The sequence below is a fragment of the Bacillus sp. L381 genome (genome assembly GCF_030284525.1).
GTDB classification, from domain to species: Bacteria; Bacillota; Bacilli; order Bacillales; family Bacillaceae; genus Bacillus; species Bacillus amyloliquefaciens.
This window is the reverse complement of sequence record NZ_CP127224.1, coordinates 520,236-537,173: the sequence shown is the minus strand read 5'-3', so window position 1 is coordinate 537,173 and position 16,938 is coordinate 520,236. Positions and strand designations below refer to the sequence as shown.

The following is a 16,938-nucleotide window of genomic DNA, read 5'->3' as shown; positions in this document are numbered from 1 at the left end:
TCCCTTACGCAGGAAGACGGCTTTTTAGATTGATGTCCTCTTATTATCAATTTATTTTTACAAATTTTGAAAACTGCACAGTTATAGATGAATTTCCCATGAAAAAGAGCAGACACAAAGTCCACTCAACTATTCAAAGAGTTATTTTGTTAATGATAAATACTTATTTACAATGGCTTGAGCGAGACAAGCTGATGAATCCACAAAGGTAATATCGCTGCTTTTTTTATCTGTGACAACATTTAAATCTGTACATGCAATGATAGCCGTATCAACCTTTTCTGCTAATTCACGGTGTAATTCATCAAATAATGTAATAGACTCATTGATTTGTCCTTGTTTAATCTTTTCTATTATTTGATCGACACAGATTTGCCAGCTATCTTGATGTAAAAAATCATAATTTTCTCTGATTAAGGCTTCTTGAAATATTCCAGATTGAACCGTTGGATAGGTGGCTAAAAGGGCTGCTTTTTTTGAGCCTTTTGGTATTTTTTTTATTGTTTCATCAACCATGTTTAGTAAAGGGACTGAAATCGATTTTTTTAATTGATTAAAATAGATATGAGCGGTATTACATGGGATTGCGATAAAATCAACACCAGTTTTTTCAAGCTTTACAGCACCCTCAATAATCGCCATTTCCATGTCCATATGATTGAGAGGTTTATTCATGTAAAAAGGAGTCGGACAAGAATAAATCATCATATGAGGAAAATCAATGTCATTTATTGCTCCATATATTTTTTGGCACTCGTCTACTACTTTATCTACAAATGGCCCGGTAGATTTTGTCCCATTCCTGCCATTATTCCAATCATAGTTGTCCTCCTATAAAAATGGTACTCAAATGATTAATTAAAAAAGCTTTTAAGGCAGTTGCTGATCTTGATGATCTCCGGTGTGCTGAGATGCAAGCTTATCCGATGCATATGTCGAAGAATCCTTCTTAGAACACGAACTGGCAAACGCAAATAGAAAATCAAACAATTAGCTGAATTGCTTTCCGGACCATCAATTAAAGAAGCCTCCAAACCTGAAGTGCTCCTCTAAAGCCGGCCTGAAGTTTCATTTCATCATAACACTCATTTTAATTGTTGATTGATTTTGTTCAGCAATTCATTTAAGGTTTGCTGCTCCTCTTCAGTAAGGACAGAAATGATTTCATCTTCCACTTTTTGAAAGGATTGATTAAAGGATTTAATCAGTTCAATGGCTTTAGGCAAAACATAAATATTTTTTTGCCGCTCATTATTAGCAGGGATTTTGCGCTCAACCAATCCTTTTTTCTCAAGGCCTTGAAGCATACTTGTTATACTTGCACCGCGCAAATGGAAACGATCTGCAAGGTCCTTTTGAATTAAATCTTTATCTTGATTCTTGTAGATATAGTCAATGATTTTTCCTTGTTGAGAGTTTAACCCCAAATCTTTTATGCTTTCGTCTGCTCTTTTTTTCAGTTTAAGTCCGATAATTTGAAACAAATCAAGGTAGGTTGTATCCTTTCGAGACTTCATGGTATACCTCCTAATAGAACCGATAATTAGTTAGTTAACTAACAGTCAATAGATGAACTATACAAAATTTACACTTGGTTGTCAATGACTGAATTTATAATATTGACAGTTAGGAAGCTAACCGTTAGAATCCTAACTAAATTGTTATTTACCAAGGAGGAACATCAAAATGACTGCTACGGAAAAAGTTACGGCCATTACAAATGTACGTATTTTCGATGGGGAAAAGGTTATCGATGCAAGAAGTATTGTTATCAAAGGTGAAAAAATTATTGCAGTGGGCGAAGATATTCCAGAAAATGCAATAATATTCAATGCGGAAAATGCAACTTTACTTCCTGGTTTGATTGATGCACATGTCCACACTTCTATAGGTGGACTAAGGGATGCTTTAAAATTTGGTGTGACAACCGAACTCGAAATGAACGGCGATTTTACTAAAAGAGGGCGTGAGATCCAGTTGAAAGATTTGGTTGATGTCGCCGACGTTCGTTCCACTGGTACTGCGATCACTGCACCGGGCGGTCATCCAGATGAACTGTTACCAGATGGAGATGAAATTCCTGAATTTGTCTTGAAAGAATTAGAAAAGCTACCGAGGGAAGACAGGGAGGCTATGCTTGCTGCATACGCTCATGATCACGAAGAAATTCCTCAGGTGACTACTGTGAAAGAAGCAATCAAGCATGTGCATACCCAAGTTAAAAATGGAGCCGACTTCATTAAGGTTATGATTGAAGAAGGTACTGTCATGGGCGCTCCGGGACTGCCTGTTTTAAGTGACGCTATTTTAAAAGCAGCTGTTGATGAAGCTCACAAATTAGAGAAAATCGTCATTGCCCATGTATTGACAGCTCAATCTTCCCAAGAAGCCATCAATATTGGAGTAGATGGTTTGGGCCATTTGTTTATCGACAGGCCAGAATCAACGTCCGAGCTGGTGAGCTCTATAGCTGAGTCAGGGGCTTTTGTCACACCATGCCTGGTATTGAACTCATCAATCCTTGGAAATTCGGCATCGGGATTAGCAGATGATCCACGTGTATATTCCAAATTAAGTCCAGAATGGATTGACGTTTTGAACTCAAGCTTTAATACCTTTCCCCAAGGCAGCATGGTGAATAGCTTTCAAAATGTAATGGATCTTCACAATGCAGGTGTAGATATTCTGGTCGGGACTGATGTCTCCCCGGTTCCTGTTCCGAATCTCGGCGGTCTTGCTCATGGTGCCAGCGTTCATCATGAAATGCAATTGCTGGTTAAGGCGGGATTCACTCCAATAGAAGCTCTTCAGTCGGCTACGTCAAAAACGGCTCGTTGCTTTTGTCTTGATGATCGCGGTCGTATTGCCGAAGGTATGCGTGCTGACTTTGTACTGGTAAACGGCGATCCGACGACCAATATAACAGATACTTTGTCAATCGGATCTGTATGGTTCAAAGGTATAAAACAATCAATTTAATGGTTCATTCATTATTTTTTCTTCTTATACTGTTTGTCTATGTCAGCCTAAGTTTCCAGTTGGATACTTTCCTTTTCTTATCAGCCCTTTGGCTAACGATAGGTGAGCAGAAGAGGAAATATCGGACCTATTCGTTTTGATGATTTAAGGTCACATGTCGCTTTGCTTATCAACCAAGGTGAAGATATCTAGTGATAAAAGAACGTCTGGGACATGGGTTCAGTTGTCTTTAGAATAGCAAGTCCTTTTTCAAGGCCGTATTTTCATCATAAAAAAATAATTACCAAAGGTGGTTAAACCCTTGGTATCATTGGGATGCGGCCGAGAGGACTTGAACCTTCGCGGGTTATTTACCCGCTAGGCCCTCAATAAAGTGAAAGGTTATTGTTAAAAAAGCCTATGTTTCCTCATTTAAACTCTTCATTTACACTCATTTTCATTATTTTTGATTTATTTCGGGCACAAAATGGGCACTGTTTGGGGCTTATAAATATTAATATTCCTTGTAATCATTGTGTAGCTATGCACATGCGACTGGTGCCACGTTCGGCCAGATTGCTATAACGTGGAATTTTATAATAACTAAAGTTTGCCCAATCTATTTTGTTTATCTACACATAAAATATTCTATGATTAATTACTCCAAACAGGAGGTGACTCTGAAGAGGTTATGATGAATAGATTGTAAACAAGATCTAATTAATTTTCGCAAATGATGGTTTGCCTTAGTCATTTCATATTTGTTCTGCTAATCATTGTAGATTGTTGAACGCCTGCGGAGCAGATCCGCGTCTAATAACTTATGACCTGAAAGGAGGAAAACCCATGCCTTTATTTGGATTATATGCAAGAAACCGATTTTTTCGTGGCGGTTTTAGAAGGGGATTTGGCCCTCTTGCATTCGAAAGAAGAAGACGGTTTGGATTCGTTGGAAGAGGACGCAGATTTTATTAAGTGAATTATTTTATTCATGTTTCCAGAGGGCCTGCGGGCTCTTTTTTGTTTTCTCTTTATTGAAAGCAGTCCTCCCGCATTCCCATGTTGCATTGCTGATACATCAAGAGAAGATTACATAACGATTAAATAGTGTTTGAGCCATGGTTCTGTCAAAACCACAATTGATGTCTATGGTCACTTATATCCTAACAAACAAAAAAATGGCAGAGAAGTTAGATAGCTTACTATAAGTAGGTTGTCAGTTCCAAACAATAATAACAAATACAAAAAACACCAATGGCCTTTGACCCTTGGTATCATTGATACGGATGAGAAGACTTGAACCTTAACGGGTTATTCTCCCACCGGGCCCTCAACATTACAATTCCAAATTATTGGTTATGAAAGCTTATTTTCATTACACAATATAACTTCAACATTGACGAAATTTCTAGATATAATTCATTTAACCCTGTATTTAAATTAACGGGCAAGTTAGTGAAAGAAGAAGGAATAACATGCAGTTATATTGAGAATATAAAAACAAATAATTTATATACATTCCGCATATTGTCAATTCAATATGTTATACTGTAAACAAACCTTTGAAGTTTTAAACCTTTTTCTATTACCTTGTACCATCTCTCCCTACTCGAACGTTGAGTAGGGTTTTTTATTAAGTATTATACAGAGAATATAAAAAAACAGGCCCTATATAAAGAGCCTGTTTGTATAAACGATTGAAGATTAAGCTTTTTGAACGTTAGCAGCTTGAGCTCCACGAGCACCTTGCTCAACGTCAAACGTTACTTTTTGACCTTCGTCTAAAGATTTGAATCCGTCACTTTGGATTGCAGAAAAGTGTACGAATACATCGTCTCCATTTTCACGTTCGATAAATCCAAAACCTTTTTCTGCATTAAACCATTTAACTGTACCTTGTTCCATTTTTGTTGCCTCCTAGTGTGATATCACACATTGTATTACTATCCTTGCCCAAAGTATCATCAAGACGAAAAGTCGATATTCATACTATCCTTTACACGAACAAAAATAATTCCCCTTTATCATAGCACGAAACGGAAATAACTGCAAATTAATATTACATTTATTTGCGGGGTGTTTTGGTATGGTTTTTAGAGGTTCCAATAGGGTTAAATCAAAAGGGATAACAAGCAGTAAGACGTCTCTTTTTTAGCTGCCGTATAATAGACGAATCTAATCTGTCATCAGCAACATGAAAAGGAGCTTTGATAACAGGGACATCATTTGTTAAAACCATTCCTGCTATGCTACCCAATAAACAAAATCCGGCTGGTCTTCATTAATCATCTCCCCTTTTTTATTTTCCGTCTCGCTTCAATACTTCAATCGATAATATTCATTAGAACGTGATAAATCCCCTTCTTCATAAAAAGAATCCGCTGTTCTGATTCAAAATTTTCAATGTCTCCGAACATTCTTCTTTTATTCAGATACGAAAAGGTCTCTTCAATTAAAAAGAGCAGACTTATATGTCTGCTCAAAATATCCTCACCAATCTAATCCGCCAAGACAAGAATAGATACCAGGATAATTAGGCACAAAACGCAAGTTGAATATACTTCCCACCATCATATAATTGATTGTACTTTAGCTTCAGCTGTTCTAACCAACAATGATCTTCAGGCTTCCCTTTTCCCTGCTAATCTTGAAGCAGCTTCTTCAACTTCTTTATTTGCTTTTTGTAAAACATCCTCCGGACTTAGTAAAGCTGTTCCTTGCACTCGTATAATTTGATAATCCTCAATACCGAGGAAATTGAACATTGATTTCAAATATTTATGAGAGTATTCAACTTCTTCATACCAATCATCATTTGTATAAATTGATCCGCTAGCTTGTATGACAAGCATTCTTCGTCCATCTTTAAGCAGACCCACTGACCCAGTGTCAGTATATTTAAATGTTTCACGTGCGATCATGATATTGTCCATGTAGTCTTTTAATTTTGATGGAATATTGAAATTATGCAAAGGCAAAACGATGACATACGTTTTTGCACTTTTAAATTGTTTCAATACTTCTGTCATACGTTCCGTTACTTTTTGTTCATCACCAGTCAGTTCATCGCCTTTTCCTGCCTTTTCCCATGCGCTTAAAACTGTTTTATCAATCATAGGCACTTCATCACTATACAAGTTAATCTGCTCAAGCTCTTCACTCTTTGGAATTAATCCTTTGTAAGTTTCCAAAAAATGGTTCATTACCTGCAAACTGTATGATGATGCATCATCTACTTTCGGATGTGCGTTAATGATAAGTGTTTTGCTCATTTGAAATTCCTCCTTTTATCTTCTATTAAAGACCAATTTGATCGACGATTAAATAGATCTTTAATATAAACCCTTCATTTTATTTTGTCAAATGAAACAAATAATATATCTAAAGAAGGGTTTTATGATTGACTATCACCTAAAATACTCCTAAGATACAATGTGATTACCCACAAAAACAAAAGCAGGTGAGTTTATATGCAGTATAGTGTTGGGGTTGAATATGCTTTACATTGCCTGGTTTATTTAATAGATGTTCCCTCCAAGGAAAGTGTCGGGATTAGGGATCTTGCAGAGTTCCAAGGACTTTCAGAAACATTTCTTTCAAAAGTTTTCGGTAAATTATCTAAAGCTGGTATTGTAAATTCTGTCCCTGGTGTAAAGGGAGGATATAGGTTAGCAAAATCCCCGGAAGATATTTCATTTTGGGATGTAATAGAGGCTGTTGAAGGACCAAAACCCATTTTTCAATGTAAAAATATTGTTAGCAATGGCCTGCTTTATCGTGATAAATGCAACTCCTGTGAATCCAGCAATTCTTCTTGTACAATTAACTTGGTAATGCTTGAAGCAGAAGAACAGATGCGTAAGTATCTTCGTAATAAAACACTCGCATGGTTAAACAAGGAACTGGACGCCGTATTGCCTAAAAAAACAAGGACAGATACTCGGGAATACTTCATAAAAAAAAGCTCTGACTAAATTAATTAGTTAGAGCTTTTTTTGCGCCTTTAATATTACCGTTTTTCATATCGATGTTTGAATTTATAAAAATACTGCTGCACCTATGGGTATAGCTTGATCGATTAAATTCTGACTAAGAGTTAATAGATGAGCTACAAGAACCGCGTATCTTTTATTCTCATTAAACCTTTCCTAGCCCAGCAAGCTGAAGCAGTCTAGAGGAATTCAGCTTACATCTGAAGGTGAATTCCTTTTTGAGCACGGATTACGTTTGTTTCATTTAGAAAAACAGATTGATGAAAAATTCAAAACATTTTTCCGGATTGCTCAAACTTCTGCAGAATACCTATGCTCACCTTCCGCAGCCGCTGCATCTGCTTTGGTCGCATGAACCGTACCAAATGGATGGTTAGGAGGAGCATAAATGGAGTATAGTTTTAATGGCGTATTACCTGTATTAATCACATTGTGCCAAGTGCCCGCAGGTACAAAAATGGCAAAATCATCATAGACATTTCTTTGGAAATTTAAATTTTCTTTACTCTTGCCCATTTTAACTATCCCTCGGCCTTGCTCAATCCGTAAGAATTGATCTACGTTAGGATGGATTTCCAAACCGATATCTTCTCCAATACCAATACTCATCAAAGTAACTTGAAAATGTTTTCCTGTCCATAGGGCAGTACGGAACGTATTGTTTTGTTTCGTGGCTTTATTGATATTTACAGCAAATGGTTTTGGCCCATAATCTTTCAAGAGAAGGTTCCTATCTTCGTATGAAGATCCCAAATATTCAAATCTGTTTGCATGCTCTGCGTCATTTGGGATAGTCCAATAAACAGATCTTCCATCGACATACATCGGTACATTCACATAATAATAACATTGATGCAAAAAAGGTATATAGTACATTTTTTGATCCCCACAATTTTAGATTTTTATGATATAACCATATGCTTTTTTTATGGGAATGTTCCACATAAAGGAATTTCATTTAAATGAAACGGTATTTAGCCTTAAACACATAACTTCTTAATAAAGAGAAACAGTTATATCAGTGTATTTTATCGGTACTCTAAAGAAGTTAACTATTTCTAATACACAAAAAAGAAGGGGACTATATCCCCCTCCTCTTTAGGTGGTTAAACCCTTGGCATCATTGAGATGCGGCCGAGAGAACTTGAACCTCCACGGGTTATTCACCCACTAGGCCCTCAACATAGTAAATCCATATCACTGGTTATGAAAGCTTGTTTTCATTACACTCTCTATCCTCCATTTTCATCATTTCTATATGTTTTCACGAATTATGGTTAAAAATCGGTGATTAAATTGTGCTCATATAGATTAGCAAACATGTCATTGGTGGCATGTTGTTAGAATACCCATCTAAGGAAAGAATACAAAAGAGTACCATCAGCAATTTTAACAATTAACAAAAAAAACTGATTCTCCAGGAAATATTAGCTTCGTTTTTGGGAATCCCACAGGTCCCCTAACGTTTTGATGTTACTTGATTTGTTTTTCAGAAAAAGTTATTGACACCGAAAAACGGTCATGTTATTATTAAAAATTTGATATCACGTTCCATATGTGGTAATCTTAAGTTAAGTTACCATATATGGAGGTGGATTATATGTTTCAAATTGGCGATAACATTGTTTATCCAATGCACGGAGCAGGTATAATTGAAGCCATAGAAGAAAAAGAATTCTTAGAGGAAAAAGAACACTATTATGTCATAAAAATGTCAATCGGTAATATGACAGTTATGATTCCAACGCGTAAAATATTGAGTTTAAATATACGACCAGTTACTGATATACTTGCATTAAAACACATTATGCACATTTTTCAGCATGGAGAATCAGATAAGTTACTGCCGTGGAAACAAAGGTATAAAGTAAACACAGACAAAATAAAAACGGGTAAAATACAAGAAGGTGCTGAAGTTGTACGTGATTTAATGCGTATGAAGAATGAAAAAGCACTTAATACAAGCGAAAAAAAAATGTTGGATAATGCATATGAATTTTTGATTAGTGAACTGGAAGTCATTAAAGGAATCACTGAAAACCAAATAAAAAGTTTCTGTTAAGGTTTATTATAGATAATGTTTTGCATTCCAAAAAGCACCCATAAATCTTCAGAATATTACGATTAAAGGTTAACTATTTCAAAGACGTTTAACTTCTTCAACTTACTTTTAGAACATTCACCTCTTTTATTATTCCTACAATCTAATCTGTTTTTATTATTAAAATTTCTCCAACGAACATTTGAAGTTTTATCAAAAAACTCGATGAAATAGTCACTTGATTTTTGTAATCCTGATTCACACTGGCACGGACAAGGAGCCGTAAGGATGGAAGAGAGGTAGGGCTTTCATTGTTTTAGGTCTAAGTGATTATTTCCAGAAGAAAAAACAACCACTCTCCTCTCTATCTTTAAGAATTTCTTACATCTGCTGCGACAGTGAATAGTAGTTGTTTATCTCTTTTCATAAAAGAGATATGCGAGTTGTAACATCTAAATATATGGTCAAGAATAAAAAAATGACGAAATTTCTAGATATAATTCATTTAACCTTGTACTTAAATTAACGAGCAGGTTAGTGAAAGAAAAAAGAATAACATGCAGTTATATTGAGAACATAAAAACAAATAATTTATATACATTCCGCATATTGTCAATCCAATATGTTATACTGTAAACAAACCTTTGAAGTTTTAAACCTTTTTCTATTACCTTGTACCATCTCTCCCTACTCGAACGTTGAGTAGGGTTTTTTATTAGGTATTATACAGAGAACATAAAAAAACAGGCCCTATAAAGAGCCTGTTTGTATAAACGATTGAAGATTAAGCAGTTTTTTGAACGTTAGCAGCTTGAGCTCCACGAGCACCTTGCTCAACGTCAAACGTTACTTTTTGACCTTCGTCTAAAGATTTGAATCCGTCACTTTGGATTGCAGAAAAGTGTACGAATACATCGTCTCCATTTTCACGTTCGATAAATCCAAAACCTTTTTCTGCATTAAACCATTTAACTGTACCTTGTTCCATTTTTGTTTCCTCCTAGTGTGTTACCACACATTGTATTACTATCCTTGCCCAAAGTATCATCAAGACGAAAAGTCGATATTCATACTATTCTTTACACGAACAAAAATAATTCCTCTTTATCATAGCACGAAACGGAAATAACTGCAAATTAATATTATGTTTCATTCATGATATTATTTGTTAAACATGTCGATATTTTGGTATGGTTTTCTTAGATAGGTTCCAATAGGGTTAAATCAAAAGGGATAACAAGCAGTAAGAATGAACTGTCTCTTTTTTATGCTACCGTATGATAGACGAATCTGCTCTGTCTACGAATTTGTTTTTTTTGATCTAACTCACTAAGCACCTACTCTGTCATCAGCAACATGAAAAGGAGCTTTGATAACAGGGACATCATTTGTTAAAACCACTCCTGTAATGCTACCCAATAAAATGACTGTAAACAAAGTCCGGCTGATCTTCATTAATAATCTCCCCTTTTTTTATTTTCCGTCTCGCTTCAATACTCAGTCGATAATATTCATTGGAACGTGATAAATCCTCTTTTTCATAAAAATACTCCGCTGCTCTGATTGCAAAATTTTCAATGTCTCCGAACATTCTTCTTTTATTCAGATACGAAAAGGCCTCTTCAATTAAAGAATATTCATCATCACTAAAATAAAGTCCTTCTATAATCTTGAACGGGTTCATAGGAAACAGCAAATCATTTTTATGACTTACTTTAAGTAACTGGTGAGCAAGTCTTCATCCAAGGCCGCATTTTCTCATAAAAAAATAATACCAAAGGTGGTAAAACCCTTGGTATCATTGGGATGCGGCCGAGAGGACTTGAACCTTCACGGGTTATTCACCCACTAGGCCCTCAACATAGTAAATCCATATCACTGGTTATGAAAGCTTGTTTTCATTACACTCCTTATATTGATTTGCCATCATTTCTATACGTTTATATGAATTATGGTTAAAAAATGGTGAGCCAAAACAGTAAACGTCTAACATTTTTCATTTATATTGATTTTAGAATTTTATTTTCTTTCTTATTGTAAAAAAGCTGACGAAAATTCGTCAGCTAATCTTGATCTTCTTGATTTTCTCATATGCGCTTTGCATAAATGATATATCGCTTTGGAGCATTACCGATATATGAAAAGGGATAACAAGTTGTAAGTATGAGCTCCTCTTTATCATGCTGTAACGTAATAATAGACGTATCTGTTTTGTCTACAATTTTTGTTTTGTCTATTTCATATGAAAAACTTCCAAATGGCAGCTCAACTTTTAATTGATCACCTTTTTTCAGTTCTCCCGTTCGGCGGAAGACGGTATCACGATGACCTGATAGAACAATTTGTCCGTTTTCATCTGGATAATAACTGCCTTTGTAATGGCCGACTCCTTTTTCCAAATCTTCCGCATCGGTTCCCTCTACAATCGGAAGCTCTGCGTTGATTTTTGGAATCTCCAGGATGCCAACTGCCTCTCCGAACTTAGGCTTAAATCCTTCTTTATCTGAGCCTTTACTTTTTCCAGAAGGGCTCTTTAGTGCAAGTTTAGCCTCATCTAATGTTTGTTCTGTCTTATGATTGATGTCCACCACTTTCCAGACTCCGTAACCTGTAAAAATGAGTCCAGCAATAATGATGCATATAGGAAGATATTTCTTCATGCAGCATCAGGCATTTCTTTTTCTTCTAAAGTACCAGAGTGCAGTTCCTGCTACTAACAATACCAAACCAACAAGGATCAGATTATACGTATTTGTTGCTGTATTTGGAAGCTCATTTCCTGTGTCACTTCCCTGATCTTTAGTTGTAGGCTCAGTTTGTTTTGGCTTTTCTGGATTGCTAGTGTTGGTTGAATTATTAGGCTTGCTTGGTTTTCCAGGTGCCTCTGGTTTGTCAGATACAGGGTCCTTCTGTTGGACTGTAATATCTGCTTCAGGCTTATCCGGCTTATCAATACTGCTGCCTTCGACAGTTGCCACATTTGTAATCGTTTTGCCTGCATATCCGGACTCAATTTTCGCTTGGAATGTCACAGTCCGCCACTCAGTGTCAGTGACATCGCCAAAGTTAGCAGTAACCTTGCCGTCCTTGATTGTTGCTTTTTCGCCGTTACTCGCTTTCAAGCTGCCTTCGACATACTTTAATCCGGCTGGAAGTTCATCTGAAATAACCAGATTTTCTACTTTACCGTCGGATACTGTATTTCGGGTCTTAATTGTGTAAACAACAGTGTCTCCTGCTTCGTATTTCTTTTTGTCTGTGTCGAGATTCTTCGCTGTTTTTTCAGATTCTAAAACAGGAATTCGCGGATATACCTTCACTTCATGGCTCGGTTTGTCAGGAGTCGTGATATTATCGCTGCTAATGTTTGCAGTGTTGACGATATCTTTACCTGCTTGACCAGACTTCACTTTTACTTCAAATGTCACAGAGTGCCATTTCGTATCTGTCACATTGCCAAAGTCACCTGACACCTTACCGTCGGCATAATAGCCATGATCATCGTCTTGATCATCACTTACCGCTGTACCGTCTACTTTCAGTGTTCCTGAAACATATTCTAATCCATCCGGAAGAGAATCCGAGATGACAAGATTTTTGACAAGGCTGTCTCCAATTGTGTTTCGGGTTTGGATTGTGTAAAGAAGCGTGTCGCCCGATTCTGGATGATCCGCATCTTTATTTCCTTCAGCTTTTTCCTTAATGGAGGCTGTTTTCTTTGATTTTAATTTTGGATCTTTAGGATCGACTTTAATGTCTGTACCCGGTTTATCCGGTGTGTCGATATTGTCACCATCAACAGTTGCCACATTTTTAATCGTCTTTTCCGCATAGCCGGACTCAATTTTCGCTTGGAATGTTACAGTATGCCATTCTGTGTCTGTAACATCACCAAAGTTAGCTGTGATTTTTCCGTCCTTGATTGTTGCTTCTCCGCCGTTGCTCGCTTTTAAGCTGCCTTCGACATACTTCAATCCGGCTGGAAGTTCATCTGAAATAACCAGATTTTCCACTTTACCGTCGGATACTGTATTTCGGGTCTTAATCGTGTAAGCAGCAGTGTCGCCTACTTCATATTTCTTTTTGTCCGTATCAAGGTTCTTCACTGTCTTTTCTGATTCTAAAACAGGAATTCGCGGATATACTTTCACTTCATGGCTTGGCTTGTCAGGAGTCTTGATATTGTCGCTGCTGATATTTGCTGTGTTGACGATATCTTTACCTGCTTGACCAGACTTCACTTTTACTTCAAATGTCACAGAGTGCCACTTCGTATCTGTTACATTCCCAAACTCACCTGACACCTTACCGTCGGCATAATAGCCATGATCATCGTCTTGATCATCACTTACTTCTGTACCATCTACTTTCAATGTTCCTGACACATATTCTATTCCTTCCGGAAAAGAATCCGAGATGACAAGATTTTTGACAAGGCTGTCTCCAATCGTGTTTCGGGTTTCGATTGTGTAAAGAAGTGTGTCTCCCACTTCTGGATGGTCCGCATCTTTATTTCCATCAGCTTTTTCCTTAATGGAAGCTGTTTTCTTTGATTCTAGTTTTGGATCCTTAGGATCAATTTTGATACTTGTTTCGGGCTTATCCGGTAAATCGATATTGCCGCCGTCAACGGTTGCCACGTTTTTAATCGTTTTTTCCGCATATCCGGACTCAATTTTCGCTTGGAATGTCACAGTCCGCCACTCAGTGTCAGTGACGTTGCCAAAGTTAGCAGTAACCTTGCCGTCCTTGACTGTTGCTTCCCCGCCGTTGCTTGCTTTTAAGCTGCCATCTACATATGATAAACCAGCTGGAAGCTCATCTGAAATCACAAGATTTTCTAAGGTACTTTCCGTTATTTTATTACGTGCCTTAATGGTGTAGACTACAGTGTCGCCTACTTCATATTTTTCTTTGGCCGAGTCAAAATTCTTCGCCGTTTTTTCTGACTCTAAAACAGGATCCCTCGGATATACTTTGACCTCGTTACTAGGTTTGTTAGGAATGTCGACATTATCACCGCTGATATTCGCAGTGTTGACAATGTCTTTACCTGCTTGGCCCGTTTTCACTTTCACTTCAAACGTGACATTATGCCATTCCATGTCAGTGACTTCATCGAAATCTCCTACAATTTTGCCGTCTGCGTAGTGACCTTGGTCATCGCCTTCTGAGTCACTTACCGCAGTGCCGTCTACTTTTAATGTTCCTGGGACATACTCCAGCCCTTCTGGAATTGCATCTGAAATGACGAGATTTTTCACTAGACTGTCTTCAGAAATATTTCGTGTCTGAATTTTGTAGAGAAGTGTATCTCCCACCTCAGGATGATCTGCATCAGTATTACCTTCACCTTTTTCCTGAATAGAAGATGTTTTCTTTGACTCTAATTCAGGATTTCGCGGATATACTTTGACTTCTTGTTTTGGTTTATCCGGAGTATCAATATTGTCCCCTGTCACGCTTGCTGTGTTAACAATATCCTTACCCGATTGCCCCGGCTGTACCTTGGCTTCAAATGTCACAGCATGCCATTTCATATCGCTTACATTTCCAAATTCGCCTGTAGCTTTTCCATCGACGTAATGCCCCTGATCATCATCCTTGGTATCACTTACTCCAGTACCATCTACTTTTAATGTTCCTGGAACATATTCCAATCCTTCCGGAAGAGAATCCGAGATCACAAGATTTTTCACAAGACTGTTTTCAACCGTATTTCGAGTCTGAATAGTGTAAAGCAGTGTGTCTCCCACTTCTGGATGAACAGCATCCTTATTTCCTGCTGCTTTTTCTTTCAGATCCGCAGTTTTTTTCGACTCTAGTGATGGAGGGTTATAATTAACGTGAATTGTGATTGTCGTTTCTGTCGTCCCACCATATCCATCATCAACAATAATCGTAAATGAATCGTCACCAGAATAGTCTTTATCAGGTGTATAGGTCCATGTCCCATCATCATTTACTTTAATCGTCCCATTGCTTGGTTTCTTACCTTCTTTATAGGTTAAACTGTCACCATCTGGGTCTGACCCGCTTACTTCTCCGGAGACCGGTGTATTTACCGTCGTAGTCTTTGAATCATCCGGGGCGGTTGGTGGCTTGTTTCCAGCTGGAATTGTGCCGGAATCATTTGCACAGCCATTGGATGCCGATATTGTAATGTCTTTAGAATGATCAGCATTTTTCAATATCGCATGAATTTTCCCATCTGCATCAGAAACTAAACTTGTTACAGCTTCTCCGTTCGGTCCGGTTAACTCTCCGCTAGAAGCAGTAAAAGAATCAAGTGGTGCCCCCTGAACCGGATTACCTAGTGGATCAAGCAACGTTACCGTAACATTATATCCCCCTTGCTGATTTGACTGATCAGTCATTACTTTTACAGTGCTGGGCGCTTGTTTATAATCATTTTGCGGATTGAGCGTCTCAATAGGGTTGTAATGATTTACAAAATACCAGTTATAGATATCATGAGTCTCATAATTTGGAGATCCTGTTGACCCAGTAAAACCAGCATAAAAAGGTTTTCCATTAAATACAGTACCAAGATCTATACCATTTACATCTAAAATTTGTTTAGAACTTGCCCTATCTGGTGATGTACCAAGACGAACCTGAACATTCTTAGTTAGACCATCATAATCGATCCACGTATAATACTGGGTTCCGTTAGATAAAACATAGTTTGATCCATTAGCTGTATTATATTGATCTAAGTCAGTATACCAGCCAGCTTTGTTAACCGGATCGCCATTTTCTGCTAGTCCGATATAGTTTGCAGAAGGATCGCCATAACCTGTGTTTAGGAATGTGTCATATTTAATAGTAAAACTCGGTTTAATTCCATAAAACGCTAGGCTTCCTCCATTAGTTAGCGAGCTGGTTGTATCACCCTGTATAGTAAATGTTAACCCGTCACTTGGACCTTTTGGGCCAGGATTACTCATTTTAAACGAAAAGGCTGTGCTAAATGAATAATTGTCTTTTGGACAAATCTCATTTTTATTAATGACTGCTCCAGCTTGTATTTCGGATGCTGGTGTTAGCCGTATAAAATTAGTCCCATTAGGAACTTCTGCAGAACCATTTAAGTACAACAATTGATTTGCAGTATCATTGGAAAATCCATCATATTTCATGGTTAGCCATTTACTATCTGAAGTAACAGCCTCTGCCTTTTTAACTGTGCTAGGCAAAACAGTAAACAGGTTACTTACAATTAATAATATGATTGCTAATAACATGAAGCATTTCCTGAACTGTTGTTTAAAAGACTTAGGTAAAAAAGCTTTCCTCATAACCCCACCCCAAATACCATTTTTTAAAAAGTTTACATTTACAAAATCGGTTTCTGAATTTAGGCAAAAAGCCCTCTTTCTGGATTTATTTTGTTCTTTATATGGTCCCCCTCTCCTTTTTCTAAATATATAAAATAAGCACATCTTTTACAATGTGACAAAATATTCATATATTTGTCATAAAATAAGGTACGATTGCAAAAAACATCAAGTATTTGTCGTAACTTGTAAAGGGTAAATAGTCCTTTATTGTTTAATTCTGTGCGAAACACTGTTTATAAGTGTTTTGTGCAGATATATCAGGCAAAACGTGATTGTTAAAAGTAGGCGGTAAGACGAGCATGCCATTGATTCAACATCATCAATATAGAAAGATTTGATCCCTCTGATGCAAAAACAAAAAAGATACCAATCATAGTTTGGTATCTTCTTTGTGAGTTCGGGTCCCTCAACATTGTGGAAACGTATCATGTATTACATAAACCTTATAAATAAAGCATTCCTTATCTTCATTCCCACCTATTTTCTTCTTTTTTCATGAATTTTGGGCAATAATTGGGAAGTACTTTTTTAAAAAAAATCACTAAAAATATTAGCTTTAAATTTGTAATTCCAGCTAAGACCTAAGAAACCACTAACAAGAGAA

General features: G+C 37.0%; 11 protein-coding genes and 4 pseudogenes. 6 read left to right on the top strand and 9 right to left on the bottom strand.

What is annotated here, in order from left to right; translation table 11 throughout:
* Nucleotides 1-141: 141 nt before the first annotated feature.
* Nucleotides 142-821: pseudogene (locus QRX25_RS02605) on the bottom strand (aspartate/glutamate racemase family protein).
* Nucleotides 822-910: 89 nt separating this feature from the next.
* Between QRX25_RS02605 and QRX25_RS19800 the strand changes: the two are divergent.
* A pseudogene (locus tag QRX25_RS19800) lies at nt 911-991 on the top strand (hypothetical protein); the annotation flags it as partial.
* A 94-nt stretch (nt 992-1,085) separates the two neighbouring features.
* Here QRX25_RS19800 and QRX25_RS02600 read toward each other — a convergent pair.
* Entirely contained in the window at nt 1,086-1,517 is a 432-nt protein-coding gene (locus QRX25_RS02600; protein ID WP_065980780.1) for a MarR family winged helix-turn-helix transcriptional regulator, read from the bottom strand.
* Between the two features lie 169 nt (nt 1,518-1,686).
* Here QRX25_RS02600 and QRX25_RS02595 point away from each other — a divergent pair, with 169 nt between their 5' ends.
* The 3 genes and pseudogenes from QRX25_RS02595 to QRX25_RS02590 all read left to right on the top strand — a co-directional run.
* Entirely contained in the window at nt 1,687-2,979 is a 1,293-nt protein-coding gene (locus QRX25_RS02595) for an amidohydrolase family protein (protein ID WP_212100372.1), read from the top strand.
* A gap of 117 nt (nt 2,980-3,096) precedes the next feature.
* Nucleotides 3,097-3,197 (top strand): annotated as a pseudogene (locus QRX25_RS19795) (hypothetical protein); the annotation flags it as partial.
* Between the two features lie 813 nt (nt 3,198-4,010).
* Nucleotides 4,011-4,166 (top strand): annotated as a pseudogene (locus tag QRX25_RS02590) (tyrosine-type recombinase/integrase); the annotation flags it as partial.
* A 496-nt stretch (nt 4,167-4,662) separates the two neighbouring features.
* On the opposite strand, the gene cspC (QRX25_RS02585) reads toward QRX25_RS02590, so the two are convergent.
* Nucleotides 4,663-4,863 (bottom strand): cold shock protein CspC, encoded by a 201-nt coding sequence (cspC, locus tag QRX25_RS02585; protein WP_013351108.1) that lies wholly within the window; start codon nt 4,861-4,863, stop codon nt 4,663-4,665.
* 716 nt (nt 4,864-5,579) lie between these two features.
* A complete protein-coding gene (locus QRX25_RS02580) occupies nt 5,580-6,230 on the bottom strand; it encodes an FMN-dependent NADH-azoreductase (protein ID WP_212100369.1) in 651 nt (216 codons plus the stop codon).
* Between the two features lie 198 nt (nt 6,231-6,428).
* On the opposite strand from QRX25_RS02580, the gene QRX25_RS02575 reads away from it, so the two are divergent.
* Complete coding sequence (locus tag QRX25_RS02575) at nt 6,429-6,932, top strand: RrF2 family transcriptional regulator (protein ID WP_065980777.1); 504 nt, start codon at nt 6,429-6,431, stop codon at nt 6,930-6,932.
* Between the two features lie 309 nt (nt 6,933-7,241).
* Here the strand turns inward: QRX25_RS02575 and QRX25_RS02570 are convergent, their stop codons facing one another.
* Complete coding sequence (locus QRX25_RS02570) at nt 7,242-7,826, bottom strand: cupin domain-containing protein (RefSeq protein WP_065980776.1); 585 nt, start codon at nt 7,824-7,826, stop codon at nt 7,242-7,244.
* 724 nt (nt 7,827-8,550) lie between these two features.
* Here QRX25_RS02570 and QRX25_RS02565 point away from each other — a divergent pair.
* Nucleotides 8,551-9,012, top strand: coding sequence for a CarD family transcriptional regulator (locus QRX25_RS02565; protein ID WP_212100366.1), 462 nt, complete (start codon nt 8,551-8,553; stop codon nt 9,010-9,012).
* A gap of 763 nt (nt 9,013-9,775) precedes the next feature.
* Here QRX25_RS02565 and cspC (QRX25_RS02560) read toward each other — a convergent pair.
* The 4 genes from cspC (QRX25_RS02560) to QRX25_RS02545 all read right to left on the bottom strand — a co-directional run bounded on the left by cspC (QRX25_RS02560) (nt 9,776) and on the right by QRX25_RS02545 (nt 16,238).
* Entirely contained in the window at nt 9,776-9,979 is a 204-nt protein-coding gene (cspC, locus tag QRX25_RS02560; RefSeq protein ID WP_003156143.1) for a cold shock protein CspC, read from the bottom strand.
* A 423-nt stretch (nt 9,980-10,402) separates the two neighbouring features.
* Nucleotides 10,403-10,675 (bottom strand): hypothetical protein, encoded by a 273-nt coding sequence (locus tag QRX25_RS02555; protein ID WP_222891153.1) that lies wholly within the window; start codon nt 10,673-10,675, stop codon nt 10,403-10,405.
* A gap of 403 nt (nt 10,676-11,078) precedes the next feature.
* Complete coding sequence (gene srtD, locus QRX25_RS02550) at nt 11,079-11,651, bottom strand: class D sortase, LPxTATN-specific (protein ID WP_115998530.1); 573 nt, start codon at nt 11,649-11,651, stop codon at nt 11,079-11,081.
* A 6-nt stretch (nt 11,652-11,657) separates the two neighbouring features.
* On the bottom strand, nt 11,658-16,238 hold the full coding sequence (locus QRX25_RS02545) for an isopeptide-forming domain-containing fimbrial protein (protein WP_212100363.1): 4,581 nt from the start codon (nt 16,236-16,238) through the stop codon (nt 11,658-11,660).
* Nucleotides 16,239-16,938: the final 700 nt, after the last annotated feature.